This is a genomic window from Streptomyces aureoversilis (assembly GCF_042657885.1).
In the GTDB taxonomy this organism is placed as follows: domain Bacteria; phylum Actinomycetota; class Actinomycetes; order Streptomycetales; family Streptomycetaceae; genus Streptomyces; species Streptomyces aureoversilis.
Window position 1 is genome coordinate 115,671 of sequence record NZ_JBHSKJ010000012.1, and the last position, 26,094, is coordinate 141,764.

General features: G+C 70.2%; 24 protein-coding genes and 4 tRNA genes. 23 read left to right on the top strand and 5 right to left on the bottom strand.

All coding sequences use genetic code 11. The annotated features are described in order from the left end of the window. From ACFPP6_RS21630 to ACFPP6_RS21650, 5 genes are all read left to right on the top strand, one after another. Positions 1–1,605 carry a complex I subunit 4 family protein gene (locus ACFPP6_RS21630; protein ID WP_382044863.1) on the top strand — a complete coding sequence of 535 codons (1,605 nt, stop codon included), beginning with the start codon at positions 1–3 and terminating at the stop codon, positions 1,603–1,605. Further along, positions 1,605–3,155, top strand: coding sequence for an NADH-quinone oxidoreductase subunit N (locus tag ACFPP6_RS21635; RefSeq protein ID WP_382044866.1), 1,551 nt, complete (start codon positions 1,605–1,607; stop codon positions 3,153–3,155). The genes ACFPP6_RS21630 and ACFPP6_RS21635 overlap by 1 nt, the downstream gene beginning before the upstream one ends. Before the next feature lie 172 nt (positions 3,156–3,327). Continuing rightward, positions 3,328–4,185 carry a zinc metalloprotease HtpX gene (htpX, locus tag ACFPP6_RS21640; protein ID WP_382044869.1) on the top strand — a complete coding sequence of 286 codons (858 nt, stop codon included), beginning with the start codon at positions 3,328–3,330 and terminating at the stop codon, positions 4,183–4,185. A 124-nt stretch (positions 4,186–4,309) separates the two neighbouring features. Beyond that, complete coding sequence (locus ACFPP6_RS21645) at positions 4,310–4,432, top strand: SapB/AmfS family lanthipeptide (RefSeq protein WP_382045156.1); 123 nt, start codon at positions 4,310–4,312, stop codon at positions 4,430–4,432. Positions 4,433–4,825: 393 nt separating this feature from the next. After that, complete coding sequence (locus ACFPP6_RS21650; RefSeq protein WP_058046850.1) at positions 4,826–5,221, top strand: YccF domain-containing protein; 396 nt, start codon at positions 4,826–4,828, stop codon at positions 5,219–5,221. A gap of 156 nt (positions 5,222–5,377) precedes the next feature. Here ACFPP6_RS21650 and ACFPP6_RS21655 read toward each other — a convergent pair whose 3' ends face one another. Beyond that, complete coding sequence (locus ACFPP6_RS21655; RefSeq protein ID WP_058046849.1) at positions 5,378–5,866, bottom strand: YajQ family cyclic di-GMP-binding protein; 489 nt, start codon at positions 5,864–5,866, stop codon at positions 5,378–5,380. A gap of 213 nt (positions 5,867–6,079) precedes the next feature. On the opposite strand from ACFPP6_RS21655, the gene ACFPP6_RS21660 reads away from it, so the two are divergent. Beyond that, positions 6,080–6,161: transfer RNA gene (locus ACFPP6_RS21660), tRNA-Tyr, on the top strand. Positions 6,162–6,264: 103 nt separating this feature from the next. On the opposite strand, the gene ACFPP6_RS21665 is transcribed toward ACFPP6_RS21660, so the two are convergent. Next, on the bottom strand, positions 6,265–6,927 hold the full coding sequence (locus tag ACFPP6_RS21665; RefSeq protein ID WP_382044872.1) for an NAD(P)H-binding protein: 663 nt from the start codon (positions 6,925–6,927) through the stop codon (positions 6,265–6,267). A gap of 68 nt (positions 6,928–6,995) precedes the next feature. Then, complete coding sequence (locus tag ACFPP6_RS21670) at positions 6,996–8,270, bottom strand: amidohydrolase family protein (RefSeq protein WP_382044874.1); 1,275 nt, start codon at positions 8,268–8,270, stop codon at positions 6,996–6,998. A 194-nt stretch (positions 8,271–8,464) separates the two neighbouring features. Here ACFPP6_RS21670 and ACFPP6_RS21675 point away from each other — a divergent pair. The 8 genes from ACFPP6_RS21675 (at position 8,465) to ACFPP6_RS21710 (ending at position 13,819) form a co-directional block, all read left to right on the top strand. Further along, positions 8,465–8,537: transfer RNA gene (locus ACFPP6_RS21675), tRNA-Thr, on the top strand. A 49-nt stretch (positions 8,538–8,586) separates the two neighbouring features. Beyond that, positions 8,587–8,659, top strand: a tRNA-Met gene (locus ACFPP6_RS21680). A gap of 85 nt (positions 8,660–8,744) precedes the next feature. Then, on the top strand, positions 8,745–8,909 hold the full coding sequence (rpmG, locus tag ACFPP6_RS21685; protein ID WP_006604855.1) for a 50S ribosomal protein L33: 165 nt from the start codon (positions 8,745–8,747) through the stop codon (positions 8,907–8,909). A 94-nt stretch (positions 8,910–9,003) separates the two neighbouring features. Then, positions 9,004–9,456 (top strand): MaoC family dehydratase N-terminal domain-containing protein, encoded by a 453-nt coding sequence (locus ACFPP6_RS21690; RefSeq protein ID WP_058046846.1) that lies wholly within the window; start codon positions 9,004–9,006, stop codon positions 9,454–9,456. After that, positions 9,456–9,887 carry a MaoC family dehydratase gene (locus ACFPP6_RS21695; RefSeq protein ID WP_382044878.1) on the top strand — a complete coding sequence of 144 codons (432 nt, stop codon included), beginning with the start codon at positions 9,456–9,458 and terminating at the stop codon, positions 9,885–9,887. The genes ACFPP6_RS21690 and ACFPP6_RS21695 overlap by 1 nt, the downstream gene beginning before the upstream one ends. 74 nt (positions 9,888–9,961) lie before the next feature. Continuing rightward, the gene (locus tag ACFPP6_RS21700) at positions 9,962–10,495 is read left to right on the top strand and encodes a TetR/AcrR family transcriptional regulator (protein ID WP_382044881.1); all 534 of its coding nucleotides are present in this window, start codon (positions 9,962–9,964) and stop codon (positions 10,493–10,495) included. A 75-nt stretch (positions 10,496–10,570) separates the two neighbouring features. Further along, positions 10,571–11,971 carry a DHA2 family efflux MFS transporter permease subunit gene (locus tag ACFPP6_RS21705; RefSeq protein ID WP_382044883.1) on the top strand — a complete coding sequence of 467 codons (1,401 nt, stop codon included), beginning with the start codon at positions 10,571–10,573 and terminating at the stop codon, positions 11,969–11,971. A 792-nt stretch (positions 11,972–12,763) separates the two neighbouring features. After that, on the top strand, positions 12,764–13,819 hold the full coding sequence (locus tag ACFPP6_RS21710) for a UDP-N-acetylmuramate dehydrogenase (RefSeq protein ID WP_382044886.1): 1,056 nt from the start codon (positions 12,764–12,766) through the stop codon (positions 13,817–13,819). 120 nt (positions 13,820–13,939) lie between these two features. On the opposite strand, the gene ACFPP6_RS21715 is transcribed toward ACFPP6_RS21710, so the two are convergent. Together ACFPP6_RS21715 and ACFPP6_RS21720 are read right to left on the bottom strand one after the other, a co-directional pair. After that, positions 13,940–14,977 carry an adenosine deaminase gene (locus ACFPP6_RS21715; RefSeq protein WP_382044889.1) on the bottom strand — a complete coding sequence of 346 codons (1,038 nt, stop codon included), beginning with the start codon at positions 14,975–14,977 and terminating at the stop codon, positions 13,940–13,942. 121 nt (positions 14,978–15,098) lie between these two features. After that, on the bottom strand, positions 15,099–16,346 hold the full coding sequence (locus tag ACFPP6_RS21720) for a pyridoxal phosphate-dependent aminotransferase (RefSeq protein WP_382044891.1): 1,248 nt from the start codon (positions 16,344–16,346) through the stop codon (positions 15,099–15,101). A gap of 380 nt (positions 16,347–16,726) precedes the next feature. On the opposite strand from ACFPP6_RS21720, the gene ACFPP6_RS21725 reads away from it, so the two are divergent. The 9 genes from ACFPP6_RS21725 to rpoB all read left to right on the top strand — a co-directional run bounded on the left by ACFPP6_RS21725 (position 16,727) and on the right by rpoB (position 26,063). Beyond that, positions 16,727–16,799: transfer RNA gene (locus tag ACFPP6_RS21725), tRNA-Trp, on the top strand. Positions 16,800–16,908: 109 nt separating this feature from the next. Continuing rightward, positions 16,909–17,199: a preprotein translocase subunit SecE gene (gene secE / locus ACFPP6_RS21730; protein WP_030368429.1), complete on the top strand. Its 291-nt coding sequence runs from the start codon at positions 16,909–16,911 to the stop codon at positions 17,197–17,199. A gap of 81 nt (positions 17,200–17,280) precedes the next feature. Next, positions 17,281–18,159, top strand: a complete 879-nt coding sequence (gene nusG / locus ACFPP6_RS21735) for a transcription termination/antitermination protein NusG (RefSeq protein WP_382044894.1) — start codon at positions 17,281–17,283, stop codon at positions 18,157–18,159. 159 nt (positions 18,160–18,318) lie between these two features. Further along, positions 18,319–18,753 (top strand): 50S ribosomal protein L11, encoded by a 435-nt coding sequence (rplK, locus tag ACFPP6_RS21740; protein WP_058046838.1) that lies wholly within the window; start codon positions 18,319–18,321, stop codon positions 18,751–18,753. 80 nt (positions 18,754–18,833) lie between these two features. Beyond that, positions 18,834–19,550 (top strand): 50S ribosomal protein L1, encoded by a 717-nt coding sequence (gene rplA, locus ACFPP6_RS21745; protein WP_382044898.1) that lies wholly within the window; start codon positions 18,834–18,836, stop codon positions 19,548–19,550. 221 nt (positions 19,551–19,771) lie between these two features. Continuing rightward, positions 19,772–20,719, top strand: coding sequence for an SCO4651 family lipoprotein (locus tag ACFPP6_RS21750; protein WP_382044901.1), 948 nt, complete (start codon positions 19,772–19,774; stop codon positions 20,717–20,719). 293 nt (positions 20,720–21,012) lie between these two features. Then, positions 21,013–21,543, top strand: a complete 531-nt coding sequence (gene rplJ, locus ACFPP6_RS21755) for a 50S ribosomal protein L10 (RefSeq protein ID WP_058046835.1) — start codon at positions 21,013–21,015, stop codon at positions 21,541–21,543. Positions 21,544–21,650: 107 nt separating this feature from the next. Continuing rightward, on the top strand, positions 21,651–22,037 hold the full coding sequence (gene rplL / locus ACFPP6_RS21760; protein WP_030368423.1) for a 50S ribosomal protein L7/L12: 387 nt from the start codon (positions 21,651–21,653) through the stop codon (positions 22,035–22,037). Positions 22,038–22,580: 543 nt separating this feature from the next. Beyond that, positions 22,581–26,063 (top strand): DNA-directed RNA polymerase subunit beta, encoded by a 3,483-nt coding sequence (rpoB, locus tag ACFPP6_RS21765; RefSeq protein WP_382044904.1) that lies wholly within the window; start codon positions 22,581–22,583, stop codon positions 26,061–26,063. Positions 26,064–26,094: the final 31 nt, after the last annotated feature.

Below are 26,094 nucleotides of genomic sequence, written 5' to 3' on the forward strand. Positions count from 1 at the left end.
ATGACTGCAATTTCTCAGACCGGCACCGTCATGCAGTACCTCCTCGCCGCGATCGTCGTCCTCCCCCTCGTCGGCGCCGCCGCCGCTCTGCTGCCGGCCCCGCCCGGCCTCAAGGGCAAGAGCCCCGAGCAGGCCGTGCTCCGCCACGGCGTCACCGTCACCGGCGCCGTCCTCGCGCTGACCGTCGCCCTCGCCGCCGGCTTCGACCACGACAGCCCGGCCCGCATGCAGGCGACCACCGACATCAGCTGGATCCCGGCCCTGAACATCCGGATCCACCTGGGCGTGGACGGCGTCTCGCTCCCCCTCCTCGTCCTGACGGCGCTGCTGACCTTCCTCTGCGCGCTGTACAGCTACTTCAAAATGCCCGCGGGCCCGTCTCCCAGGGCATTCGTCGCGCTGCTCCTCGTCCTCGAGGCCGGCACCCTCGCGACCTTCGCCGTCCTCGACCTGATGCTGTTCTTCCTGGCCTTCGAGATGGTGCTCATCCCGATGTACTTCCTCATCGCCCGCTGGGGCGGCGAGGGCAGGGAGCGCGCCGCCTGGCGCTTCATCCTCTACACGCTGCTCGGCTCCGTCGTGATGCTGCTCGGCCTCCTCCTGGTCGGGATCAAGGGCGGCACGTTCGACATGGTGGCACTCGCCACTGACAACGGGTCCTCGCTCGGCCACACCACGCAGCTCATCGCCGTCCTCGCCATCGGCATCGGACTGGCCGTCAAGGCCCCCATGTGGCCCCTGCACAGCTGGCTGCCCGACGCCCACACCGCCGCCCCGACCGTCGGCTCGGTGCTGCTCGCGGGCGTGCTGCTGAAGATGGGCACGTACGGCTTCGTCCGCATCGTCCTGCCGATCGCCCCCGACGGCGCGCACACCTTCGCGCCGTACCTCGCCGCCTTCGCGGCCGTCGGCATCATCTACGGCTCGCTGGTCTGCCTGGCGCTGGCCCGGTCGGGCGCGAAGGGCGACCTCAAGCGCCTCATCGCGTACTCCTCCGTCGGCCACATGGGCTTCGTCCTGCTCGGCATCGCCACGCTCACCCCCACGGGCGTGAACGGCGCGCTGTTCGCCAACATCGCCCACGGCCTCATCACCGGCCTCCTCTTCTTCCTGGTCGGCGCGGTCAAGGACCGCTACGGCACCAGCGACCTCGACGCGCTCGCCGGCCGCACCGGCGCCGCCCTCTACGGCAAGGCGCCCCGCCTCGGCGGACTCCTCGCCTTCGGCGCGATCGCCTCCCTCGGACTGCCCGGCCTGGCCGGCTTCTGGGGCGAGATGCTCGCGATGTTCGGCGCCTTCCGCCCCGCGGAGGGGCTCAGCCGCCCGGCGTTCCTGACGTTCATGGCGCTGGCCGGCCTCGGCACGCTCCTGACGGCGGCCTACATGCTCGTCGTCGTCCGCCGCGTGTGCATGGGCGGCGACGGCGGCAGCACCCGGCCGCAGACCGCCGGCACCGCGGAGGACGCACCCGCCGACGTGCGGTCCTACGAGTTCGCCGCCTGGACCCCCCTCGTCGCCCTCACCGTCCTCGCCGGACTCTGGCCCGCGGCCCTCCTCGGCCTCACCGACCCGGCCGTTCAGCAGCTCCTCCGAGGAGGCAACTGATGGGCTCCCTGATCCAGTCCGTCGACTGGCTCGCCATCGCACCGCCCACCGTCGCCGCCGTGGTGGCGCTGGCCGTCCTGGTCGCCGACCTCTTCCTCCCCGAGGCCCGCAAGCCGCTCCTCGGCTGGTTCTCCGTCGCCGGACTGCTGCTCGCGGGCGTCTCCCTGCTGCCGCTCCTCGGCGGCGACCGCTCCACCTTCTGCCTCACCGGCACCTCCGCGGGCCGCAACGCCTGCAGCTACACCGCCGACGACTTCACGCTCGTCATCCAGCTCCTGGTGCTCGGCGGCGCCCTCCTGACGGCCCTGCTGTCCATGAGCGCCGTCCGCGACGAGGATCTCCCCGAAGGGGAGTTCTGGTTCCTGCTGCTGTCCTCCGCCGCGGGCGCCGCCCTGCTGCCCGCCTCCCGGGACCTCGCGACCCTCGTCGTGGCCCTCGAAGTGGCCTCCCTGCCGGCCTTCGCCCTCGTCGGCCTGCGCCGCGGCGACCGCCGTTCCTCCGAGGCGGCCCTGAAGTTCTTCCTCTCCTCGGTCACCGCGACCGCCGTCACCCTCCTGGGCGTCAGCTTCGTCTACGCGGCCACCGGCACCCTGCACCTCACCGAGATCGCGGCGAAGCTCGGCGACGTCGACCCCCGCCTCGACACCCTCGCGCAGACCGGCGTCGCCCTCACCCTCGTGGGCTTCGCCTTCAAGACCGCCGCCGCCCCCTTCCACTTCTGGGTGCCCGACACCTACGTGGGCGCGCCGCTGCCCGTCGCCGCCTACCTGTCGGTCATCGGCAAGGCCGTCGGCTTCACCGGCCTGATCCTCGTCGCCGTCGTCGCCTTCCCCGCGTACTCCGGCGTCTGGGGCCCGGCCCTCGCCGTGCTCGCCGCCGTCACCATGACCGCCGGCAACGTCGCCGCGCTGCGCCAGCGCCCGGAGCGCGCCCACAGCGCCGTCCGCCTCCTGGCCTGGTCCTCCGTGGGCCAGGCGGGCTACCTGCTCGTGCCCATCGCCGCCGCCGGCTACGCCGACGACCCCGCGCACGCCATCGGCTCCACCGTCGCGTACGCCCTGATGTACGCCGCCGTGAACCTCGGCGCCTTCGCCGTCGCCGCCCTGGTGGCCCGTACGAGCCCGCAGAACCGGATCACGGACTACCGGGGCCTCTACGCCCGCCGCCCGCTCGCGGCGCTCGCCCTGGGCTTCTTCCTGCTCTGCCTGGCGGGCCTGCCGCCGGGCGTCATCGGCCTCTTCGCCAAGGTCACGGTCTTCACCGCGGCCGTCGACGCGGGCCTGGGCTGGCTGGCGGTCGTCATGGCCCTCAACGTCGTGATCGCCCTGTACTACTACCTGCAGTGGACGGCGGTGCTCTTCCGGCCGGCGGAGGCCGCGGAGGTTGCGGAGGCCGCGGAAGGCGCGGCGGGCACGGCGGCAGCGGAGCCGGCGCACGTCCGCATCCCCATGCCGCTCGCAGCCGCCATCGCCCTCACCGCCGTGGCCGGCGTCGCCCTGTCGGGCGCCCCGCAGCTCGTCCTCCGCTTCGCCTCGGGGGCGCTCCTCTAGGACCGGGGGCGCCGGCGTCACCCGTACGGACCGGCGCCGCTCGCGTGCACAAGGGAACCAGGGGCCTTCGCCTGGCGTTGACCGGTCAGGAAGGTTCCACTGGAGATTCCACCGCGAGTGGAAGCACGACAGCGCGAAGGGTTCCCCTGCCGCACCACTTGGAGGGCGTACCGTGCACCGCCGGCACAACGGGCTCAGGACCGCAGTCCTTCTCGGGGGGCTGTCCGCACTCATCATCGTCATCGGCAGCCTCTTCGGGCGTACGGGCCTGATCGTCGCCGTCCTGGTGGCGCTCGGCACCAACGCCTACGCCTACTGGAACAGCGACAAGCTGGCCCTGCGGGCCATGCGCGCCCGCCCCGTCAGCGAATTCGAGGCGCCGCAGCTCTACCGCATGGTCCGCGAGCTCTCCACGGCCGCCCGCCAGCCCATGCCCCGGCTGTACATCTCGCCGACCGAGGCCCCCAACGCCTTCGCGACCGGCCGCAACCCCCGCAACGCCGCCGTCTGCTGCACGGACGGCATCCTCCGCCTGCTCGACGAGCGCGAGCTGCGCGGCGTCATCGGCCACGAGCTCAGCCACGTCTACAACCGCGACATCCTCATCTCCTCGATCGCGGGCGCGCTCGCCTCGGTGGTGATGTTCCTGGTGAACTTCGCCTGGCTGATCCCCTTCGGCAGATCGGACGACGACGAGGGCCCGGGCATCGTCGGCATGATCATGATCATGCTGCTGGGCCCGATCGCGGCGTCCCTCATCCAGCTCGCCGTCAGCCGCTCCCGCGAGTACGAGGCCGACGCCTCCGGCGCCCGCCTCACCGGCGACCCCCTCGCCCTGGCCTCGGCCCTCCGCAAGCTCGAAGCCGGCACGCAGCGGCTGCCCCTGCCGCCCGAGCCCCGCATCGAGACGGCCAGCCACATGATGATCGCGAACCCGTTCCGCGCGGGCGGCGGCATGACCAAGCTGTTCTCCACCCACCCGCCGATGGGGGAGCGCATCACCCGCCTGGAGCGGATGGCGGGCCGCTGACGGCCCGGCCCGGACGGCGGAGGGCCGCTGCGGGGGTAGCGGTGAACGGTCGCGGGCAGCCTCTACCTGGGGCGCAGCGCCAGGCTGGGCCCCGTCGGAGTGCGTGTGGAGGGTGGTGGACCGCGTGGTCCTTTTCGACCTGCAGACCCTTGAGATTCCCCGTGGAACCGATGACCCGATGGGTTTCAGGAGCACCGGTGACAGCGCTCTCAGTCTTCTGATCTGCCCTGATGAGGGCGAGGCCTGACGGGGGTTGCCGACCCTTGGGTCAGCGGATGGTGCCGGCGCCGGTACCGCGATAGCAGCGGCATCGGCACCGGCGGCCGGTACGGGTCCTGGTCCGGCGCCGGCCTTCAGTGCTGCCGCGGGCGCGGCAGGCTGCGTGTCGATGAGCGTGTGGCGGAAGCGGAGGCCAACGGCCGGCGACCTGGGTCGGAGCGGGGCGCAACAACTGCCCACGGCGGCCCGGGGCGCACAGCGGCCTTAGGGCCTACGAGAGGCCCCGTCCCTCGGCCCGAGTGCCCAGCCGCGAGCAGGTCGCCGTCACCTTGGGTTGTCCATATGCAGGTTCTGGCAACCGTCGGTAGCCACCTGGGCGTCCCAGTCGCTGGAGAGCAGTGCGAGTGGGAGGCTGAGTTTCATGAAGTTCATCCTGAACATCATCTGGTTGGTGCTCTGCGGTTTCTGGATGGCGATCGGCTACGTCGTCGCAGGTCTCATCTGCTGCATCCTGATCGTCACGATTCCCTTCGGCATCGCGTCCTTCCGCATCGCCAACTACGCTCTGTGGCCGTTCGGCCGGACGACCGTCGAGCGGCGGGACGCCGGTGCGGGCTCGCTGCTGGGAAACGTCATCTGGATCGTCTTCGCCGGCTGGTGGCTGGCACTCGGCCACATCGTCACGGGCATCGCCCTGTGCATCACCATCATCGGGATCCCGTTGGGCATCGCGAACTTCAAGCTGATCCCGGTCTCGCTGATGCCTCTGGGCCGCGAGATCGTCCCGACGGACCAGGCGTTCGCCGGCCGCTGGTAGGGAGAGCCGCAGACCCCCGCCGGGGCCGCCCTGCCGTTCACCGAACACCTGGAAACTCGACATGACTTGAGGTCAAGGCAGCGAACGCCGAAGGCGCGGCGGAGGGGAATCCCTCCGCCGCGCCTTCGGATGTGACTGCTGCCGACTACCGCCGTTTTACCGGTAGTTGACGAACTGGATCGCGAAGTCCAGGTCCTTGCCCTTGAGGAGGGCCTGGACGGCCTGGAGGTCGTCACGGCTCTTGGAGCTGACGCGCAGCTCGTCGCCCTGGACCTGCGCCTTGACGCCCTTCGGGCCCTCGTCGCGAATGATCTTGGCGACCTTCTTCGCGTTCTCCTGCGAGATCCCCTCCTCGATCGAGGCGAAGATCTTGTACTCCTTGCCGGAGGCCTGCGGCTCGCCCGCGTCGAGCGACTTCAGCGAGATTCCGCGCTTGACCAGCTTGGTCTCGAAGATGTCGAGGACGGCCTTGACCCGCTCCTCGGCATTGGCGCGCATCTCGATCTTGTCGCCGGACCATGCGATCGAGGCGCCGACGCCCTTGAAGTCGTAACGCTGGGAGATCTCCTTGGCGGCCTGGTTGAGGGCGTTGTCGACCTCCTGCCGCTCGACCTTCGAGACGATGTCGAAACTGGAGTCGGCCATATTGAGTTGGCTCCTCGTACGTAGATCCATCGGGGGGTGCGGCTCGGTGCTCCGCCGGCCCGGGGGCCGGTGGAGGAGCGCCCCGTCAGCCTAGCCACCCCGGGCCCGTTCGCACGGGCGATGAACCGAGTGGCGGACCACCCCAGGTCATCGGGTATGGTTTACGTCGTTGCCCCGGAGCGAATCGAAAGAGCGCCCGAGGTGACAGCCCATGGCGGTGTGCCCGAGTGGCCAATGGGAGCGGACTGTAAATCCGTCGGCTTAGCCTACCCAGGTTCGAATCCTGGCGCCGCCACGGAACGGGGCCCCTGACCTGAAAAGGTCAGGGGCTTCTTTCGTTTCCGGGCCGGATTTCAACGGCGGGCCCCCGGTCTTCGGCGGCCCGCCCGGGCCGGCCTTCAGTCGCCGGCCGCCGCCTTCACCGCATTCGCCACCGGCGTGTCGCCGCCGATCAGCTCCAGCGTCCGCCCCGCCGTGCCCGGCTCGTCCAGCAGCGCCGCGAGGACCGCCGCGACGTCGTCCCGGGTCACCGCGCCCCGGCCCGTGGACTCCCCGAGCGTCACCAGCCCCGTACCGGCGTCGTCCGTGAGCCGCCCGGGCCGCAGGATCGTCCAGTCCAGGGCGGCTCTGGCCCGCACGTCCGCGTCCGCCGCCCCCTTGGCGCGCAGGTACGCGGCGAAGACCGGGTCGGTGCCCTCCGGGGGCTCGCGGTCGGCGCCCATGGAGGAGACCACCAGGAAGCGGCGGACCCCCGCCGCCTCGGCCGCGTCCGCGAAGAGGGCGGCCGCCGCGCGGTCCACGGAGTCCTTGCGGGCGATGCCGCTGCCCGGCCCCGCGCCGGCCGCGAAGACGGCGGCGTCGGCGGACTCCAGGTGCCGCACCAGGTCTCCCACGGAGGCCGACTCCAGGTCGCACACGACCGGTTCGGCACCGGCCGCCAGGAGGGCGCCCGCCTGCTCGGGCCTGCGGATGACGCCCGCGATCTCGTCCCCGCGCGCGTGGAGCAGCCGCTCCAGCCGCAGCGCGATCTGACCATGTCCACCAGCGATGACAATGCGCATGATCCGACCGTACGCCGATCACCGGAATCCGACAGAGGGCCTCGCCGGACCCGCCCCGGGACCCCGGGTCAGGACGGCTCCCCGCCGCCGCGCGAGGACTGCCGGGGCAGCTCCAGGGCCGCGGCGGCCGACCCGTCGCAGTACTCCCGCACGGCGCTCGTACGGGCCACCACGCGGCCCTTGTGCACCACGAGGCGGCTGTACGCCATCGAGAGCACGCCCTCGATGCGCTCGCCGCGGACGGCCAGCAGCTCGGCCGGGAAGCCCGCCTCCACCCGCACCCGCGGCAGCCCCATGGCCGCCCGCGCCCACCCGCTGACCGCCTCGTACGCCTCCTCGGGCCGCAGCTCGCCGTGCGAGGCCAGCAGGAACGCCGCCTCCAGGGGATCGCCGCGCCCGACCGGATTGGCCGCGTCGCGCAGGGCGCCGCTGCCGGCCGCCACCCGCACCCCCGCCGCCCGCAGGAGCCGCACCGGGGCGCAGCGCGAGACGCGGGCGCCGCGCTGCTCCAGCGTCCCGCAGTCGCCCTGTGGCAGGCAGACGACGGTGACCCCGGCGGCGGCGAGCTGCCCGGCCGCCCGGACGGCCAGGTCGCGGGGGAGCCGGGCGAGGCCGCCGCAGGGGCCGAGGGTGACTCCGGGGCGCAGACCGCCGGCCATGGCGGCCAGCCGGGCGAGCCGGGCCGGGTCGGAGCCGTCGGTGTGCAGGTCGACCGGGCACCCGTACTCGGCGGCGAGGTCGAGGGCGGTCTCGGCGAAGCCGGTGGGGTCGGGGTCGAGGTCGGGGCAGCCGCCCACGGCGGCGCCCATCTTCACGGCGTCCCGCAGCAGGGCCAGCCCGTCGGCCCCCGCGGCCCCGGTCAGCAGCCGGGGCACGGCGACGGCGGTGAGGTCGGTCAGCCCGCGCAGGGTCCGCCGGGCCTGCAGGACGGCCTCCAGCGAGCGCAGCCCCTGCACGTCGCCGATGCGCACGTGGCAGCGCAGGGCGGTGGCCCCGTGCCCGAGCTGGAGCAGCGCGGCCTCGGTGGCGCGGCGCTGGACGTCCTCGGCGGCGTACGAGACGGGGCCGTCGGCCTCGGCGGTGAGCGCGGTGGCGCCGTGGCCGTGCGGCTCGGCGGGCGCGGGCAGCAGCAGATAGCCGCTGAGGTCCACGCGCGGGCCGGGTGCCAGGCTGCCGGCGGTGCCCACCGCCTCGATGTGCCCGCCGCTCAGCCGCACGTCCACGGTGCGGCCGTCGGCGAGCCGGGCGCCGCAGAGGACGAGGGCGCCGTCGCCGGGCACGACGGCGGGAGGGGTGGCATCGCCGCCGGGGTTCGCCGGGGGCTGCGGCTGGCTGTCGGGCATCGCGCTCCTCCGGGTGCCGGGGCGTGCATGATCACGCAGCACGTCCGAGCGTAGGGCGCGTCAGGAACGGCTTCGAGCAAGCGACGAATAGTCGTACTGGTGTGGTGCGGGAAGGCTTCCGTGGCGCCGTCGCCGGCCCCGGCCGGATACGGATTTCACCTTCGGCGGCCAACCGTGTAATGTCTTCCTCGCTCGCCCCAATAGCTCAGTCGGCAGAGCGTCTCCATGGTAAGGAGAAGGTCAACGGTTCGATTCCGTTTTGGGGCTCTGGTGTGAGAGGTTCCCCGCCTTCGGGCGGGGATCCCTCCCACATCAAAGCGGTGTAGCTCAGTCGGTAGAGCAAGCGGCTCATAATCGCTGTGTCACCGGTTCAAGTCCGGTCACCGCTACACGTAGTAGCCGATTGTGGGGTCGGTCCTCCGGTCGGCTACTCTTGTCTGCGTTAATCCGTCCATTCCGTCAAGGAGCACTCACGTGGCTGCCACCGACGTCCGCCCGAAGATCACGCTGGCCTGCGTGGAGTGCAAGGAGCGGAACTACATCACCAAGAAGAACCGGCGTAACGACCCGGACCGTCTTGAGATGAAGAAGCACTGCCCCCGTTGCAACTCGCACACTGCGCACCGCGAGACGCGATAACAACAGGCTCGTTCACGAGGCCGTCCCCATTCCTTGGGGGCGGCCTCGTGGCGTATCCGCCACCGTAAACCACCCAGTAGGAGGTGCCGAGCCCATGGCGCTCGACCAGTCCTTCGTAGGGCGGACCTATCCGGCCACCGAACCGTACGAGGTCGGCCGGGAGAAGATCCGCGAATTCGCCGAGGCCATCGGCGACACCAATCCGGTGTACACCGATCCCGAGGCCGCCAAGGCGCTGGGGCACCCGGATGTGATCGCCCCGCCGACCTTCGTCTTCTCCGTCACGTACCGGGCCGCCGGCGCGGTCGTGAACGACCCGCAGCTGGGCCTGGACTACTCGCGCGTCGTGCACGGCGACCAGAAGTTCGCCTACGCCCGCCCCGTGCGGGCCGGCGACCGCCTCTCGGTCGTCTCCACGATCGAGTCGATCAAGTCCCTGGCGGGCAACGACGTCCTGTCGGTCCGCGGCGACGTCCGGGACGAGCACGGCGAGCACGTCGTGACCGCGCACACGACGCTGGTGGCCCGCGCGGCCGAGGAGGCGTGATGGCTGCCCGTATCTCCTACGACGAGGTCGAGATCGGCACCGAGCTGCCGGCCCGCTCCTTCCCGGTGACGCGCGCGGACCTGGTCCGCTACGCGGGTGCCTCGGGCGACTTCAACCCGATCCACTGGAACGAGAAGTTCGCCAAGGAGGTGGGCCTGCCGGACGTGATCGCGCACGGCATGTTCACCATGGCCGAGGCGGGCCGCGTCGTCACCGACTGGGCGGGCGACCCGGGCGCCGTCGCCGAGTACGGCGTGCGCTTCACCCGCCCGGTCGTCGTGCCGAACGACGACAAGGGCGCGGTGATCGAGGTCACGGCCAAGGTCGCGGCCAAGGACGACGAGCGCCGCACGGTCCGGGTGGACCTGGTGGTCAAGAGCGAGGGCCAGAAGGTCCTGGGGATGTCGCGGGCGGTCGTACGCCTCGCCTGACGCCGGGGGCGCCGCGACCGAGCGGCGCCCTCCCCTTTTGACATGGCAAGTAAGTGACCGCTAACTTACCGATCATGGTCAGGATGAGCGCGGAGGAGCGCCGCGAGAGTGTGATCCGCGCCGCAATCACGGAATTCGCGCGCGCCGGCTACAAGGGCACGTCCACGGAGGCGATCGCGCGCCGCGTGGGCGTCTCGCAGCCGTACCTGTTCCGGCTCTTCCCCACCAAAGAAGCGATCTTCCTGGCGGCGGCCCAACGCTGCCTGGAGGAGACCGGGGAGGTCTTCCGGAAGGCGGTCGAGGGCGCGCCGCCCCGCGGGGCGCTGCAGGCCATGGCCGCCGCCTACGACCACCTCATCGCCGACGACCCCGAGAAGCTGCAGATGCAGATGCAGATCTACGTCGCGGTGGCCTCGGCCGAGGCGGCGGGGGACCACGCGTTCGGGAGAACGATCCGGGCGGCGTGGCTGGAGCTGTGGGACGGGGCGAACCTCGCCCTCGGCGGGGACCCGAAGGAGACGACGGGGTTCCTGGCCAAGGGGATGCTGATCAACACGCTGGTGTCCCTGGGCTTCCCGCCGGCCCACCGGGTGTGGAGCGGTTTCTAGGGGAACGCAGGGGACCCGCGTGTCCTCATGCCCAACAAAGTTAGTGACTAATTACTAAGCAACACGGGGGAAGGCATGCAACCCAAAGCGATCTGGGCCCTGATCATCACCGGCGCGGCCGGCTTCATGGCGGCCCTGGACAACCTGGTCGTCACCACGGCCCTCCCGTCGATCCGCGAGGACCTCGGCGGGGCACTGGAAGACCTCGAATGGACCGTCAACGCCTACACGCTGACCTTCGCGGTCCTGCTCATGTTCGGCGCGGCCCTGGGCGACCGCTTCGGCCGCCGCAAGCTCTTCGTCACCGGCCTGGTGATCTTCACGGCCGCCTCCGCCGCGGCCGCCCTCGCGCCCGGCATCGAGGCCCTGATCGCCGCCCGGGCCGTCCAGGGCGTGGGCGCCGCCATCACCATGCCGCTGTCGCTCACCCTCCTCACCGCGGCCGTCCCCGCCGACCGCCGGGGCCTCGCGTACGGCATCAAGGGGGCCGTGGACGGCCTGGCCGTCGCCGGCGGCCCGCTCATCGGCGGCACGCTCACCGAGCACATCTCCTGGCAGTGGATCTTCTGGCTCAACGTCCCGCTGGGCCTGGCCCTCATCCCGCTGGCCCGCCTCCGCCTGGACGAGTCGCGCGCCGAGAACGCCCGCCTGGACCTCCCCGGCACGCTCCTCGTCAGCGGCGGCCTCTTCGGCGTCGTCTACGGCCTGGTCAACGCCCACGCGCACGGCTGGACGAGCCCCCGGGTCCTGACCGCCCTCATCGCGGGCGGCGTCCTCATAGGAGGCTTCATCGGCCACGGCATCCGCGCCGAGCGGCCCATGCTCCCCATGCGCCTCTTCAAGAACCGCGCCTTCGCAGGCGTGAACGCCGCGAGCGTCTTCATGTTCCTGGGCATGTTCGGCTCGATCTTCCTGCTCAGCCAGTTCCTCCAGAACGTCCTCGGCTACTCGCCCACCGAGGCCGGGCTGCGCATGCTCCCCTGGACCGGAATGCCCATGATCGCGGCGCCGCTCTCCGGCTACCTCGCCGACCGCATCGGCAGCCGCCCCGTCGTCGTCACCTCCCTGGCCCTGCAGGCCCTCGGCCTCGCCCACTTCGCCCTGGTCATGGGCCCGGACGTCTCCTACGCGGCCCAGCTTCCCGGACTGATCGTCAGCGGCATCGGCATGGGCCTGTTCTTCGCCCCCGCCGCGAAGCTCGTCATGTCCAGCGTCCGCCCGGCGGAGCAGGGCATGGCCTCCGGGGCGAACAACGCTCTGCGGGAGGTGGGCGGGGCGCTCGGCATCGCCGTCCTCGCCTCCCTCTTCTCCGCCCAGGGCGGCTACGGCTCGCCCCAGCGCTTCCTGGACGGCCTGACGCCCGCGCTGTGGGCCGGCGCGGCGGCGGTGGCCCTCGGGGCGCTCACGGCGACCCTGATCCCCTCGCGCCCTGCCCCCGCCCGGGCCGCCGCGCCCAGCACCGCCGGCGCGCCCTGACGACGCACGCCCCCGCCGCTACGCGGCGGGGGCACTCCCACCCACCCACCCATCAGGGAATTGCAGAGGTGCTGCACCGGGGAGCCCAGCGCCGGGGGGGGGAGGAGGCAGAGCCCACCGCCCACGCGGGGGAGCCGGGAAGGGCGGGCGCCCCCGCCTGCCGGGGCCAAGGAAGGACAGCAGCCACCGCCGCGGGAGGGGGCCCATGGGAGGCCCGCCCACGGAGGGGCCGCCCACGGGGGAGGGAACCCCACGGGAGGGGTCCATGGGAGGGCCGCCCACGGAGGGGGCCGTTTACGGGGGAGGGAACCCCACGGGAGGGGTCCATGGGAGGGCCGCCCACAGAGGGGATCGCCCCGCGGGGGAAGGGAACCCCGCCCACGAAGGGTCCATGGGAGGGGTCCGCCACAGAGGGGCCGCCCACGGGACAGGGAACCCGCCCACGGGAGGGCGTCCATGGGGCCCGCCCACAGAGGGGGCCGCCCACGGGGCAGGGAAGGCCCGCCCGCAGAGGGAGATCGCCCACGGGAAAAGGACCCCACCCACGGGAGGGACTCGGTACGGGAGGGGACCCGTCTACGGGAGGGGCTGGTCTACGGGAGGGGACCGTCTACGGAGGGGGACGGGGGCGCAGGGGGTGTTTCGGAATGCTGCCGGATATTTGTGGGCGGCGTGCCGGGTGCCCGGTGCGGCAGGCGGTTCCGCCCGTAAATATCCGATTCCGAAACACCCCCGGAGCCCCCGGCCCCCGGCCCCGGACCACCGCGCCCGACCCACCCGTACCCTGGTCTGGTGCAGGAACGACACGACGCCCCCCTCGCCCCCCTGACCACCTTCAGGCTCGGCGGCCCGGCCACCCGCCTGATCACGGCCACCACCGACGCCGAGGTGATCGCCGCCGTCCGCGAGGCCGACGAGACCGCCACCCCGCTGCTGATCATCGGCGGCGGCAGCAACCTCGTCATCTCCGACAAGGGCTTCGAGGGCACCGCCCTGCGCATCGCGACCACCGGCTTCACCCTCAACGGCACCAGCCTCGAACTGGCCGCCGGCGAGAACTGGTCCGACGCCGTCGCCCGCACCGTCGAAGCCGGCCTCGCCGGCATCGAATGCCTCGCCGGAATCCCCGGCTCCGCCGGCGCCACGCCCATCCAGAACGTCGGCGCCTACGGCCAGGACGTCGCCCAGACGATCACCGAGGTCGTCGCCTACGACCGCCGCACCGGCGAGACGGTGACCCTCACCAACGCCGAGTGCGCCTTCTCCTACCGCCACAGCCGCTTCAAGCAGGACCCCGCCCGCTACGTCGTCCTCCGCGTCCGCTTCGGGCTGGAGGACGCGGCCGGCATGTCCGCTCCCATCCGCTACCCGGAGACCGCCCGCGCCCTCGGCGTCGAGGCCGGCGACCGCGTCCCCGCGGACCGGGCCCGCGAGACGGTCCTCAAGCTGCGCGCGGGCAAGGGCATGGTGCTCGACCCCGAAGACCACGACACGTGGTCGGCCGGATCGTTCTTCTGCAACCCGATCCTCACCGAGGCGGAGCACGCGGCGTTCCTGACCCGCGTCGCGGACCGGCTCGGCCCGGACGTGGCGCCTCCGGCGTACCCGGCGGGGGAGGGCTTCATGAAGACCTCGGCGGCCTGGCTGATCGACAAGGCGGGCTTCACGAAGGGGTACGGCTCGGGCCCGGCGCGCATCAGCACGAAGCACACGCTTGCGCTGACGAACCGGGGCGAGGCGACCACGGAGGACCTCCTCGCCCTGGCCCGCGAGGTCCGGGCCGGCGTCCACGAGGCGTTCGGAGTGACCCTCGTGAACGAGCCGGTCACGGTCGGCGTGGCGCTGTAGAAGTCGGCGGCGCAAGAGCCAGCGGCGCAAAAGCCGGCGGCGCAAGAGCCAGCGGCGCAAAAGCCGACGGCGCAAGAGCCGGCGGCGCAAAAGCCAGCGGCGCAAGAGCCGGCGGCAGCCTCAGCCCGCGAGCCAGTCGTCGATCCCCCGCAGCAACCCCGCCCGCACAGGCTCCGGCGCAGCCGACCCCCGTACCGACTGCCGCGCCAGCTCCGCCAGCTCCGCGTCCGTGAAGCCGTGGTGCTCCCGCACCAGCTCGTACTGCGCGGCGAGCCGCGAGCCGAAGAGCAGGGGGTCGTCCGCGCCGAGAGCTATCGGCACGCCGGCGTCCCACAGGGTGCGCAGCGGCACGTCGCCCGGCTTCTCGTAGACGCCGAGGGCGACGTTCGACGACGGGCACACCTCGCAGGTCACCCCGCGCTCGGCGAGCTTGCGCATCAGGCGGGGGTCCTCGGCGGCCCGGACGCCGTGCCCCACGCGGGCGGCGCGCAGGTCGTCCAGGCAGTCCCGCACGCTGCTCGGGCCCGAGAGCTCGCCGCCGTGCGGCGCGGCCAGCAGCCCGCCCTCACGGGCGATCTCGAAGGCGCGGTCGAAGTCGCGCGCGAGGCCGCGCCGCTCGTCGTTGGAGAGCCCGAACCCGACCACGCCCCGGTCGGCGTACCGCACGGCGAGGCGCGCGAGCGTCCGCGCGTCCAGCGGGTGCTTCATGCGGTTGGCGGCGACGAGGACCCGCATCCCCAGGCCGGTCTCTTTCGACGCCGTCTCGACGGCGTCGAGGATGATCTCCAGGGCGGGGATGAGCCCGCCCAGCCGCGGCGCGTAGGACGTCGGGTCGACCTGGATCTCCAGCCATCCGGACCCGTCCCGGACGTCCTCCTCCGCGGCCTCCCGCACGAGCCGCTGGATGTCCTCCGGCGCCCGGAGGCACGACCGCGCGATGTCGTACAGCCGCTGGAAGCGGAACCAGCCCCGCTCGTCCGTGGCCCGCAACTTCGGGGGCTCGCCGCTGCTCAGGGCTTCCGGGAGGTGCACCCCGTACTTGTCGGCGAGTTCCAGCAGGGTGTCGGACCGCATCGACCCGGTGAAGTGCAGGTGCAGATGGGCCTTCGGCAGCAATCGGACGTCACGAACACTCTCCATTCGCAGATCCTGCCGCATGCACAGGCCAACCGGAAGGGAGTTTGCCCCGACGGGCCCCTTAACGGGCGCTGCCCCGAAAACGAATACGGGCCCCCGGCACAAGCCGGGAGCCCGTACGCACGGAAGGCGAAGGCGAGGACTACGCCTTGGGCTCCGCCAGCAGCTTCTGGATCCGCGAGACGCCCTCGACGAGATCCTCGTCGCCCAGCGCGTAGGACAGCCGCAGGTACCCCGGCGTGCCGAAGGCCTCGCCCGGCACCACCGCGACCTCGACCTCTTCCAGGATCAGCGCGGCGAGCTCCACGGACGTGGCGGGCCGCTTGCCGCGGATCTCCTTGCCGAGCAGGGCCTTCACCGACGGGTAGGCGTAGAAGGCACCCTCCGGCTCCGGGCAGAGGACGCCGTCGATCTCGTTGAGCATGCGCACGATCGTGCGGCGGCGCCGGTCGAAGGCGACCTTCATCTCGTCGACGGCGGACAGGTCGCCCGCGACCGCGGCGATCGCGGCCCGCTGTGCGACGTTGGACACATTCGACGTGGCGTGCGACTGCAGGTTCGTCGCGGCCTTGATCACGTCCTGCGGGGCGATGACCCAGCCGACCCGCCAGCCGGTCATGGCGTACGTCTTGGCGACGCCGTTGACGACGATGCACTTGTCGCGGAGCTCCGGCACCACGACCGGCAGCGACGAGAACTCGGCGTCGCCGTAGACGAGGTGCTCGTAGATCTCGTCCGTCAGCACCCACAGCCCGTGCTCCGCGGCCCAGCGGCCGACGGCCTCCACCTGCTCGCGCGAGTAGACGGCACCGGTCGGGTTCGACGGGGAGACGAAGAGCAGCACCTTCGTGCGCTCGGTGCGGGCGGCCTCCAGCTGCTCGACCGAGACGCGGTAGCCGGTGGTCTCGTCGGCCACGACGTCGACCGGGACGCCGCCGGCCAGCCGGATGGACTCGGGGTACGTGGTCCAGTACGGCGCCGGGACGATGACCTCGTCGCCCGGGTCGAGGATCGCGGCGAAGGCCTCGTAGATGGCCTGCTTGCCGCCGTTGGTGACCAGCACCTGCGAGGCCTCGACCTGGTAGCCGGAGTCGCGCAGCGTCTTGGCGGCGATGGCGGCCTTCAGCTCGGGCAGGCCGCCGGCGGGCGTGTAGCGGTGGTTCTTCGGGTCGCGGCAGGCCTCCACGGCGGCCTCGACGATGTAGCCGGGGGTCGGGAAGTCGGGCTCGCCGGCGCCGAAGCCGATCACCGGGCGGCCGGCGGCCTTGAGGGCCTTGGCCTTGGCGTCGACGGCGAGCGTCGCGGACTCGGAGATCGACCCGATGCGGGTCGACACCCGGCGCTCGGTGGGGGACTGGAGGGAGGGCTCGGAAGGAGTCGCAGCGGTCATGGGGGCATCGTTGCAGACGGGGGACGAAGCGGGCGCCCTCGTCTCGCACAAGGCCCGCGATGCGCCCCGCACAAGCCCCGCCATGCGCCCCGCACAAGGCCAGCCACGCGTCCCGCACAAGGCCAGCCACGCGTCCCGCACAAGGCCTGCGTACGGCTCGCACAAGGCCCGGCGCACGGCTTCGCCTACGCCCCCAAACCCCCGGAGGGATCCATTCCGGAAGCGCTCCGCGACCCCTCGCGGCACACGTCGCGGCACAAGCTGTTCGACGCACGCCCCAGGACCACGTACACTCATCCGTCGTTGGCCCTCACCGGCCGCAATCGAGGTCCGCACACACCGTGCGAACGCTCGGATGCGGTACGTTGGGGAAACCACAAAGGGTCGTAGCTCAATTGGTAGAGCACTGGTCTCCAAAACCAGCGGTTGGGGGTTCAAGTCCCTTCGGCCCTGCTACACGCATCGTCACCAGGGTGCGTGCGTGCGTACGTACTGAAATGCACCGCCGTGCGGCTCAACCGGGCGCGGCACGGCTCACGACCCGGATTCAGGTGAGGACGTAGTGACGGAAGCCCTTGGCTCCACCGCGACGCCTGAGAGCGGTCGTCCCGAGGACGAGGTGGCCGCCAAGAAGGGCCGCCGTGGCGGGAAGCGCGGGAAGAAGGGCCCCTTCGGCCGCCTCGCGCTGTTCTACCGCCAGATCGTCGCCGAGCTCCGCAAGGTCGTCTGGCCCACCCGGGGCCAGCTGTCGACGTACACCACTGTGGTGATCGTCTTTGTCGTCATCGTCATTGGCCTGGTCACCGTGATTGACTATGGGTTCACCAACGCCGTCAAGTACGTCTTCGGCTGAATCCGCGGGTAGGGCGGCTGCCGTGAGGCGGGCCGCCCCTTTCGCACGTTCCACCCCTTGTAGCCAGGAAGAAGCAGCCACGTGTCTGACCCGAACCTGAACGACGCCGTCGAGCCCGTCGAGGCGGCAGAGGCCGACGTGGATGCCGCCGCCTCGGCCGAGGTCGAGGGCGACGACACCGCGCAGGAGATCGTCGAGGGCGCCGACGCCGCCGACGAGCTCGACGCCGAGGAAGCCGCCGCGGGCGAGCCGGCCGAAGAGGCCGCCCTTCACGTCGAGTCCGACGAGGACGACGAGGCCACCGAGGAAGAGGCCGAAGAGGCCGCCGAGGAAGAGCCCGCCGTCGACCCCATCACCGCCCTGCGCGAAGAGCTCCGCGGCCTGCCCGGCGAGTGGTACGTCATCCACACCTACGCCGGTTACGAGAACCGCGTGAAGACCAACCTCGAGCAGCGCGCCGTCTCGCTGAACGTCGAGGACTACATCTTCCAGGCCGAGGTGCCGCAGGAAGAGGTCGTCCAGATCAAGAACGGCGACCGCCGCACCGTCCGCCAGAACAAGCTCCCGGGCTACGTCCTGGTGCGCATGGACCTGACGAACGAGTCCTGGGGCGTCGTCCGCAACACCCCGGGCGTCACCGGCTTCGTCGGCAACGCCTACGACCCCTACCCGCTGACGCTGGACGAGATCGTCAAGATGCTCGCCCCGGAGGCCGAGGAGAAGGCCGCCCGCGAGGCCGCCGAGGCCGAGGGCAAGCCGGCGCCGCAGCGCAAGGTCGAGGTCCAGGTGCTGGACTTCGAGGTGGGCGACTCGGTCACCGTCACCGACGGTCCGTTCGCGACCCTGCAGGCCACGATCAACGAGATCAACGCCGACTCGAAGAAGGTCAAGGGCCTCGTCGAGATCTTCGGTCGCGAGACCCCGGTCGAGCTGAGCTTCGACCAGATCCAGAAGAACTGACACTTCTGATCAAACGCTTCCGAACAGGTCAGACCAGCTGATAAAGCCGGTCTGACCTGCTCGGTTTTTGGCCGCAGCATGTTACCCGTTATCGTGGTGCGGTATGCCTGCGCGCACTGTGCGCGGGCAAAAAACTCTCACTAGGACCCGGAGAGAGCAATGCCTCCCAAGAAGAAGAAGGTCACGGGGCTTATCAAGCTCCAGATCAGCGCCGGTGCCGCGAACCCGGCTCCGCCGGTCGGCCCCGCGCTGGGCCAGCACGGCGTCAACATCATGGAGTTCTGCAAGGCCTACAACGCCGCGACCGAGTCGCAGCGTGGCATGGTCGTGCCGGTGGAGATCACGGTCTACGAGGACCGTTCCTTCACCTTCGTGACCAAGACTCCGCCGGCCGCGAAGCTGATCCTCAAGGCCGCGGGCGTGGACAAGGGCTCGGGCGAGCCGCACAAGACCAAGGTCGCCAAGATCACCGAGGCGCAGGTCCGTGAGATCGCCACGACCAAGATGCCCGACCTGAACGCCAACGACCTGGACGCCGCGTCGAAGATCATCGCCGGCACCGCCCGTTCCATGGGCATCACGGTCGAGGGCTGACCTCCACCCCCCTGGCAGCACCCCGTGGAAGGGCCAGCGCTGGCCCGCACCACGACTCCAATCACCACTGAGGAGTTTCAGTGAAGCGCAGCAAGACTCTTCGCAACGTGGACGCGAAGATCGACCGGGAGCGTCTGTACGCCCCGCTCGAGGCCGTCCGCCTGGCGAAGGACACCTCCGCCACCAAGTTCGACGCGACCGTCGAGGTTGCCATGCGTCTGGGCGTCGACCCGCGCAAGGCCGACCAGATGGTCCGCGGCACCGTGAACCTTCCGCACGGCACCGGTAAGACCGCCCGGGTCCTGGTCTTCGCGACCGGCGACCGTGCCGAGGCCGCGCGTGCCGCGGGCGCCGACATCGTCGGTGCCGACGAGCTCATCGACGAGGTCGCGAAGGGCCGTCTGGACTTCGACGCCGTCGTCGCCACCCCGGACCTCATGGGCAAGGTCGGCCGCCTCGGCCGCGTGCTCGGTCCGCGTGGTCTGATGCCGAACCCGAAGACCGGCACGGTCACCCCGGACACGGCCAAGGCCGTGACCGAGATCAAGGGCGGCAAGATCGAGTTCCGCGTCGACAAGCACTCGAACCTGCACTTCATCATCGGCAAGGTCTCCTTCGACGAGGCCAAGCTGGTGGAGAACTACGCCGCGGCGCTCGAGGAGATCACCCGCCTCAAGCCGTCCGCCGCGAAGGGCCGCTACATCAAGAAGGCGACCCTGACCACCACGATGGGCGCCGGCATCCCGCTGGACCCGAACCGCACCCGCAACCTCCTCGTCGAGGACGAGGCCGTCTGATCCCGACCGGATCACGACGCCTCTGCGCGTAAGCGAACGAGCAGGCCCCGCATCTCCTTGTGAGGTGCGGGGCCTGCTCGCGTTCTCAGCGCCCTCGTTCTCAGCGCCTTCGTTCTCGGCGTCTCCGTTTTTGACGCCTTCGATGCGGTGATCCGGGGTATCCGCCGGTGAGGTGAACTAACGTTCACATTGATCACTTTTGAGCAGAGGGGGGCAAGGACATGCACGAGTCCACCTGGAAGCGCCTGGGCCTGACCGTGACGGCCGTGACCCTGCTGGCCGGCGTCACGGCCTGCGGCGGCGGCGAGAAGGACGACAGGGGCGCCTCAGGGGCCTCCACCAAGGCGGAGAAGCGGGCGGCGGCGGGGGTGGCGGCCGAGGCCGTCAACGCGGCCTTCAAGAAGACGCAGTCGGTGAAGTCGGCCAAGTTCAAGATGACCATGAAGATGCCGGGTCTCGGCGATCAGCCGCTGACCCTGGAGTCCTCCGGCGTCATGGGCTGGGATCCCAGCGTCGTGGACCAGCGCGTGACCGGCGCCGGGCTGCCCGGCAAGGACGGCGCCCCGGCCGGGGCCCGGTCCATCACGATCGGCAGCGTCACGTACACGGACGCGGGCCCGGAGGCCGCCGCCAAGAACGACGGCAAGCGCTGGCTCAAGATCGACCTCGCGGAGATGGCCAAGGAGTCCGGCGGCGACTCGAAGGCCCTCCAGCAGCTCATGGGCGGCGGGCAGGGCCAGAGCCAGGACCCGGCCAAGCAGATGGCGCTGCTGAAGGAGTCGCCCAACGTCGAGCTGGTCGGCGAGGAGACGGTCGAGGGGGAGCGGACCCGGCACTACAAGGGCACGCTCACCACGGAGGAGGCCGTGAAGTCCAACAAGAGCCTCGAGGGCCTCGACGAGAAGGACCGGCAGCAGCTGCTGGACTCCATCAAGCAGGCCGGCATCACGCGGTACGACATGGACGTCTGGGTGAACTCCGGCGACCTCCCCGTGAAGCTGGTCATGAACATGGACACCGCCAAGGGCCGGATGGAGATCACCCAGAACCTCTCCGACTTCGGTGCCAAGGCCGACGTGCAGGCGCCGCCGGCGGAGCAGACCGTCGACCTGCTGGAGAAGCTCAAGAAGATGAAGGAGTCCGGCGACACCCCGTCGCTGTCCTCCTGACCTGCGGGGAAACCACCGCCCGGGGGCCGATTTGCCTCCGGGCACCCCGTTCACGTACCTTCTTGCAGAAGCCAAAGACCGCTGGTCGTTGCTGTGCCTCTGCAAAGGGGTGTGGTGGCCGAAGGATCCGCTAGCTGCGGGCGACCTGCGCAGGTGATTTGAGGAAGCACTCCCGCAACGACTTCGGGTCGAAGCGGTCGAGTTACGCCCCGAGCACCTGTGCCGGGGCGTTTCGTTTTGCCCAGGTCCCTTCGCGTAGCGGTCCCGAATCACCCGGAAGGAGGCCGAGGCTCATGGCGACGTCCGCCAAGGCTGCTGCGGTTGCCGAGCTGACGGACAAGTTCCGTAGCTCGAATGCCGCTGTGCTGACCGAGTACCGCGGTCTCACCGTGGCGCAGCTCAAGACGCTGCGCCGTTCGCTCGGTGAGAACGCCCAGTACGCCGTGGTGAAGAACACGCTGACCCAGATCGCGGCCCGTGAGGCCGGGATCACGCTGGAGGACCAGCTCTTCGCTGGCCCGACGGCCGTTGCCTTCGTCACCGGTGACCCGGTGGAGTCGGCGAAGGGTCTCCGTGACTTCGCCAAGGAGAACCCGAACCTCATCATCAAGGGCGGTGTCCTTGACGGTAAGGCGCTCTCCGCTGATGAGATCAAGAAGCTTGCGGACCTCGAGTCCCGCGAGGTTCTGCTCAGCAAGCTGGCCGGTGCCATGAAGGGCAAGCAGTCCCAGGCTGCCTCGCTCTTCCAGGCGCTGCCGACGAAGCTCGTCCGCACCGCGGACGCGCTGCGCGCCAAGCTCGCCGAGCAGGGCGGTGCCGAGTAATTCGGCTCGCGCATTGATCGGTGCCACCCGGCACCGGTCGCAGCGGGCCGTACGCCCGCCGACATGTACATCCCGGCACCTGCCGATTTAGTGGAAGGACCGCCATCATGGCGAAGCTGACCCAGGACGAGCTGCTCGCGCAGTTCGAGGAGATGACCCTCATCGAGCTCGCGGCCTTCGTGTCCGCGTTCGAGGAGAAGTTCGACGTCACCGCCGCCGCTGCCGCGCCGGTCGTCATGGCCGGCGGCGTCGCCGGTGGCGCCGCTGAGGCCGTCGAGGAGAAGGACGAGTTCGACGTCATCCTCACCGCCGCCGGTGACAAGAAGATCCAGGTCATCAAGGTCGTCCGTGAGCTGACCTCCCTGGGCCTGAAGGAGGCCAAGGACCTCGTCGACGGCACCCCGAAGCCGGTCCTCGAGAAGGTCGCCAAGGACGCCGCGGAGAAGGCCGCCGAGGCCCTCAAGGGCGCCGGCGCCTCCGTCGAGGTCAAGTGACCTCGCGAGTCGTCTGACTCTTTCCGCCGGCGGTAGCCGGTAGTCGAAGGGCGATCACCCATGCGGGTGGTCGCCCTTCGGCGTTTCCCCGGACGGCTGCGCGGAGCACGTCCCGGGGGCGAGTATGGTGATCTTCGTTGCCCTCCCGGAGGGGTCGTGGGCCTTGACGAACGCGACGGGGCGCGCAATTCTCAGGACGCGTCGCCACATCGGTCCACCGTCCGAGGCATGGATCGAAGGCGAACTGGGAAGTCTTGCGTCAGGCGATGCCTGCAGGCGTCCGCCGCACAGCGAGGGACAACAGGATCCCGGAGGGAGAGATTGGTATCGCACCGGTCTCCGCATATCCGCTCTGGACATCAGTGGGCCAAGTGGCTACACTGACCCTTTGCGCTGCCTGTTAGCTGCTCCCTGCCCGTCACCAGGGGCATGCCCACTATCGAGCACTGCTGATGGAAACCCGCTGACCTGGGATTTCTTATCGATGCACGGTGTGGGGCCGGTACGCGCGTAGTGAGTCCGAGCCCTCGGAAGGACCCCCTCTTGGCCGCCTCGCGCAACGCCTCGACTGCCAATACGAACAACGGCGCCAGCACCGCCCCGCTGCGCATCTCTTTTGCGAAGATCAAGGAGCCCCTCGAGGTTCCGAACCTCCTTGCGCTGCAGACCGAGAGCTTCGACTGGCTGCTCGGCAATGCCGCCTGGAAGGCTCGCGTCGAGGCTGCGCTGGAGTCTGGTCAGGACGTCCCCACCAAGTCCGGTCTGGAGGAGATCTTCGAGGAGATCTCCCCGATCGAGGACTTCTCCGGGTCGATGTCGCTGACCTTCCGCGACCACCGTTTCGAGCCCCCGAAGAACTCGATCGACGAGTGCAAGGAGCGCGACTTCACGTACGCGGCCCCGCTCTTCGTCACCGCCGAGTTCACCAACAACGAGACCGGTGAGATCAAGTCTCAGACGGTCTTCATGGGCGACTTCCCGCTCATGACCAACAAGGGCACCTTCTGCATCAACGGCACCGAGCGTGTCGTCGTCTCGCAGCTGGTCCGCTCGCCCGGCGTCTACTTCGACTCCTCCATCGACAAGACGTCCGACAAGGACATCTTCACGGCCAAGATCATCCCGTCCCGGGGTGCCTGGCTGGAGATGGAGGTCGACAAGCGCGACATGGTCGGTGTCCGCATCGACCGCAAGCGCAAGCAGTCCGTCACCGTCCTCCTGAAGGCTCTCGGCTGGACCACCGAGCAGATCCTCGAGGAGTTCGGCGAGTACGAGTCCATGCGCGCCACCCTGGAGAAGGACCACACCCAGGGCCAGGACGACGCGCTGCTCGACATCTACCGCAAGCTGCGCCCGGGCGAGCCCCCGACGCGTGAGGCCGCGCAGACGCTGCTCGAGAACCTCTACTTCAACCCCAAGCGCTACGACCTCGCGAAGGTCGGCCGCTACAAGGTGAACAAGAAGCTCGGCGCGGAGGCCCCCCTCGACGCCGGTGTGCTGACCACGGACGACGTCATCGCGACGATCAAGTACCTGGTCAAGCTGCACGCCGGTGAGCTGGAGACGGTCGGCGAGAACGGCACCTCGATCGTCGTCGAGACCGACGACATCGACCACTTCGGCAACCGTCGTCTGCGCAACGTCGGCGAGCTCATCCAGAACCAGGTCCGCACGGGTCTGGCTCGTATGGAGCGCGTCGTCCGCGAGCGCATGACCACCCAGGACGTCGAGGCGATCACGCCGCAGACCCTGATCAACATCCGGCCGGTCGTCGCCTCCATCAAGGAGTTCTTCGGCACCAGCCAGCTGTCCCAGTTCATGGACCAGACCAACCCGCTGTCGGGTCTGACCCACAAGCGCCGTCTGTCGGCGCTGGGCCCGGGTGGTCTCTCCCGTGAGCGGGCCGGCTTCGAGGTCCGTGACGTTCACCCGTCGCACTACGGCCGCATGTGCCCGATCGAGACCCCTGAAGGCCCGAACATCGGTCTGATCGGCTCGCTCGCCTCCTACGGCCGCGTCAACGCGTTCGGTTTCGTCGAGACCCCGTACCGCAAGGTCGTCGAGGGTGTCGTCACGGACGACGTCGACTACCTGACTGCCGACGAGGAAGACCGCTTCGTCATCGCCCAGGCGAACGCCGCCCTCACCGAGGACATGCGCTTCGCCGAGGCCCGCGTGCTGGTCCGCCGCCGTGGCGGCGAGATCGACTACATCGCCGGCGACGACGTCGACTACATGGACGTCTCCCCGCGCCAGATGGTGTCGGTCGCGACCGCCATGATCCCGTTCCTCGAGCACGACGACGCCAACCGCGCGCTCATGGGATCGAACATGATGCGCCAGGCCGTTCCGCTGATCAAGGCCGAGGCGCCGCTGGTCGGCACCGGCATGGAGTACCGCTGCGCGGTCGACGCCGGTGACGTCATCAAGGCCGAGAAGGACGGTGTCGTCCAGGAGGTCTCCGCCGACTACGTCACGGTGGCCAACGACGACGGCACGTACAACACCTACCGGGTCGCGAAGTTCTCGCGCTCCAACCAGGGCACGTCCTTCAACCAGAAGGTCGTCGTCGACGAGGGCGCCCGCGTCATCGCCGGCCAGGTGCTCGCCGACGGTCCGTCCACGGACGAGGGCGAGATGGCCCTCGGCAAGAACCTGCTCGTGGCGTTCATGCCGTGGGAGGGTCACAACTACGAGGACGCGATCATCCTGTCGCAGCGCCTCGTCCAGGACGACGTCCTCTCCTCGATCCACATCGAGGAGCACGAGGTCGACGCCCGTGACACCAAGCTCGGCCCGGAGGAGATCACCCGGGACATCCCGAACGTCTCCGAGGAGGTCCTCGCCGACCTCGACGAGCGCGGCATCATCCGCATCGGTGCCGAGGTCGTCGCCGGCGACATCCTGGTCGGCAAGGTCACGCCCAAGGGTGAGACCGAGCTGACCCCGGAGGAGCGCCTGCTCCGCGCGATCTTCGGTGAGAAGGCCCGTGAGGTCCGTGACACCTCGCTGAAGGTCCCGCACGGCGAGATCGGCAAGGTCATCGGCGTCCGCGTCTTCGACCGCGAGGAGGGGGACGAGCTTCCCCCGGGCGTGAACCAGCTGGTCCGCGTCTACGTCGCCCAGAAGCGCAAGATCACCGACGGTGACAAGCTCGCCGGCCGTCACGGCAACAAGGGTGTCATCTCCAAGATCCTCCCGGTCGAGGACATGCCGTTCCTCGAGGACGGCACCCCGGTCGACATCATCCTCAACCCGCTCGGTGTCCCGTCCCGAATGAACCCGGGACAGGTCCTCGAGATCCACCTCGGCTGGCTCGCCAGCCGAGGCTGGAAGGTCGAGGGCGACGAGGACTGGATGAAGCGCCTGCAGGCCATCGGCGCCGACGACGTCGCGGCCGGCACCAACGTCGCGACCCCGGTCTTCGACGGCGCCCGCGAGGACGAGATCGCCGGTCTCTTCGAGTCCACGATCCCCAACCGCGACGGTGACCGCCTGGTCCTGCCCTCGGGCAAGGCCCGGATGTTCGACGGCCGCTCCGGCGAGCCGTTCCCGGACCCGATCTCCGTCGGGTACATGTACATCCTCAAGCTGCACCACCTGGTCGACGACAAGCTGCACGCCCGTTCGACCGGCCCGTACTCCATGATCACCCAGCAGCCGCTGGGTGGTAAGGCTCAGTTCGGTGGCCAGCGCTTCGGTGAGATGGAGGTGTGGGCGCTGGAGGCATACGGCGCCGCATACGCCCTCCAGGAGCTGCTGACCATCAAGTCCGACGACGTGACCGGCCGCGTGAAGGTCTACGAGGCCATCGTCAAGGGCGAGAACATCCCCGAGCCCGGCATTCCCGAGTCCTTCAAGGTGCTCATCAAGGAAATGCAGTCCCTGTGCCTCAACGTGGAGGTGCTGTCCTCGGACGGCATGTCCATCGAGATGCGCGACACGGACGAGGACGTCTTCCGCGCTGCGGAAGAGCTCGGTATCGACCTGTCCCGGCGCGAGCCGAGCAGCGTCGAAGAGGTCTGACGGGTCTGACCGGGGCCTCCCTGTGAGGCCC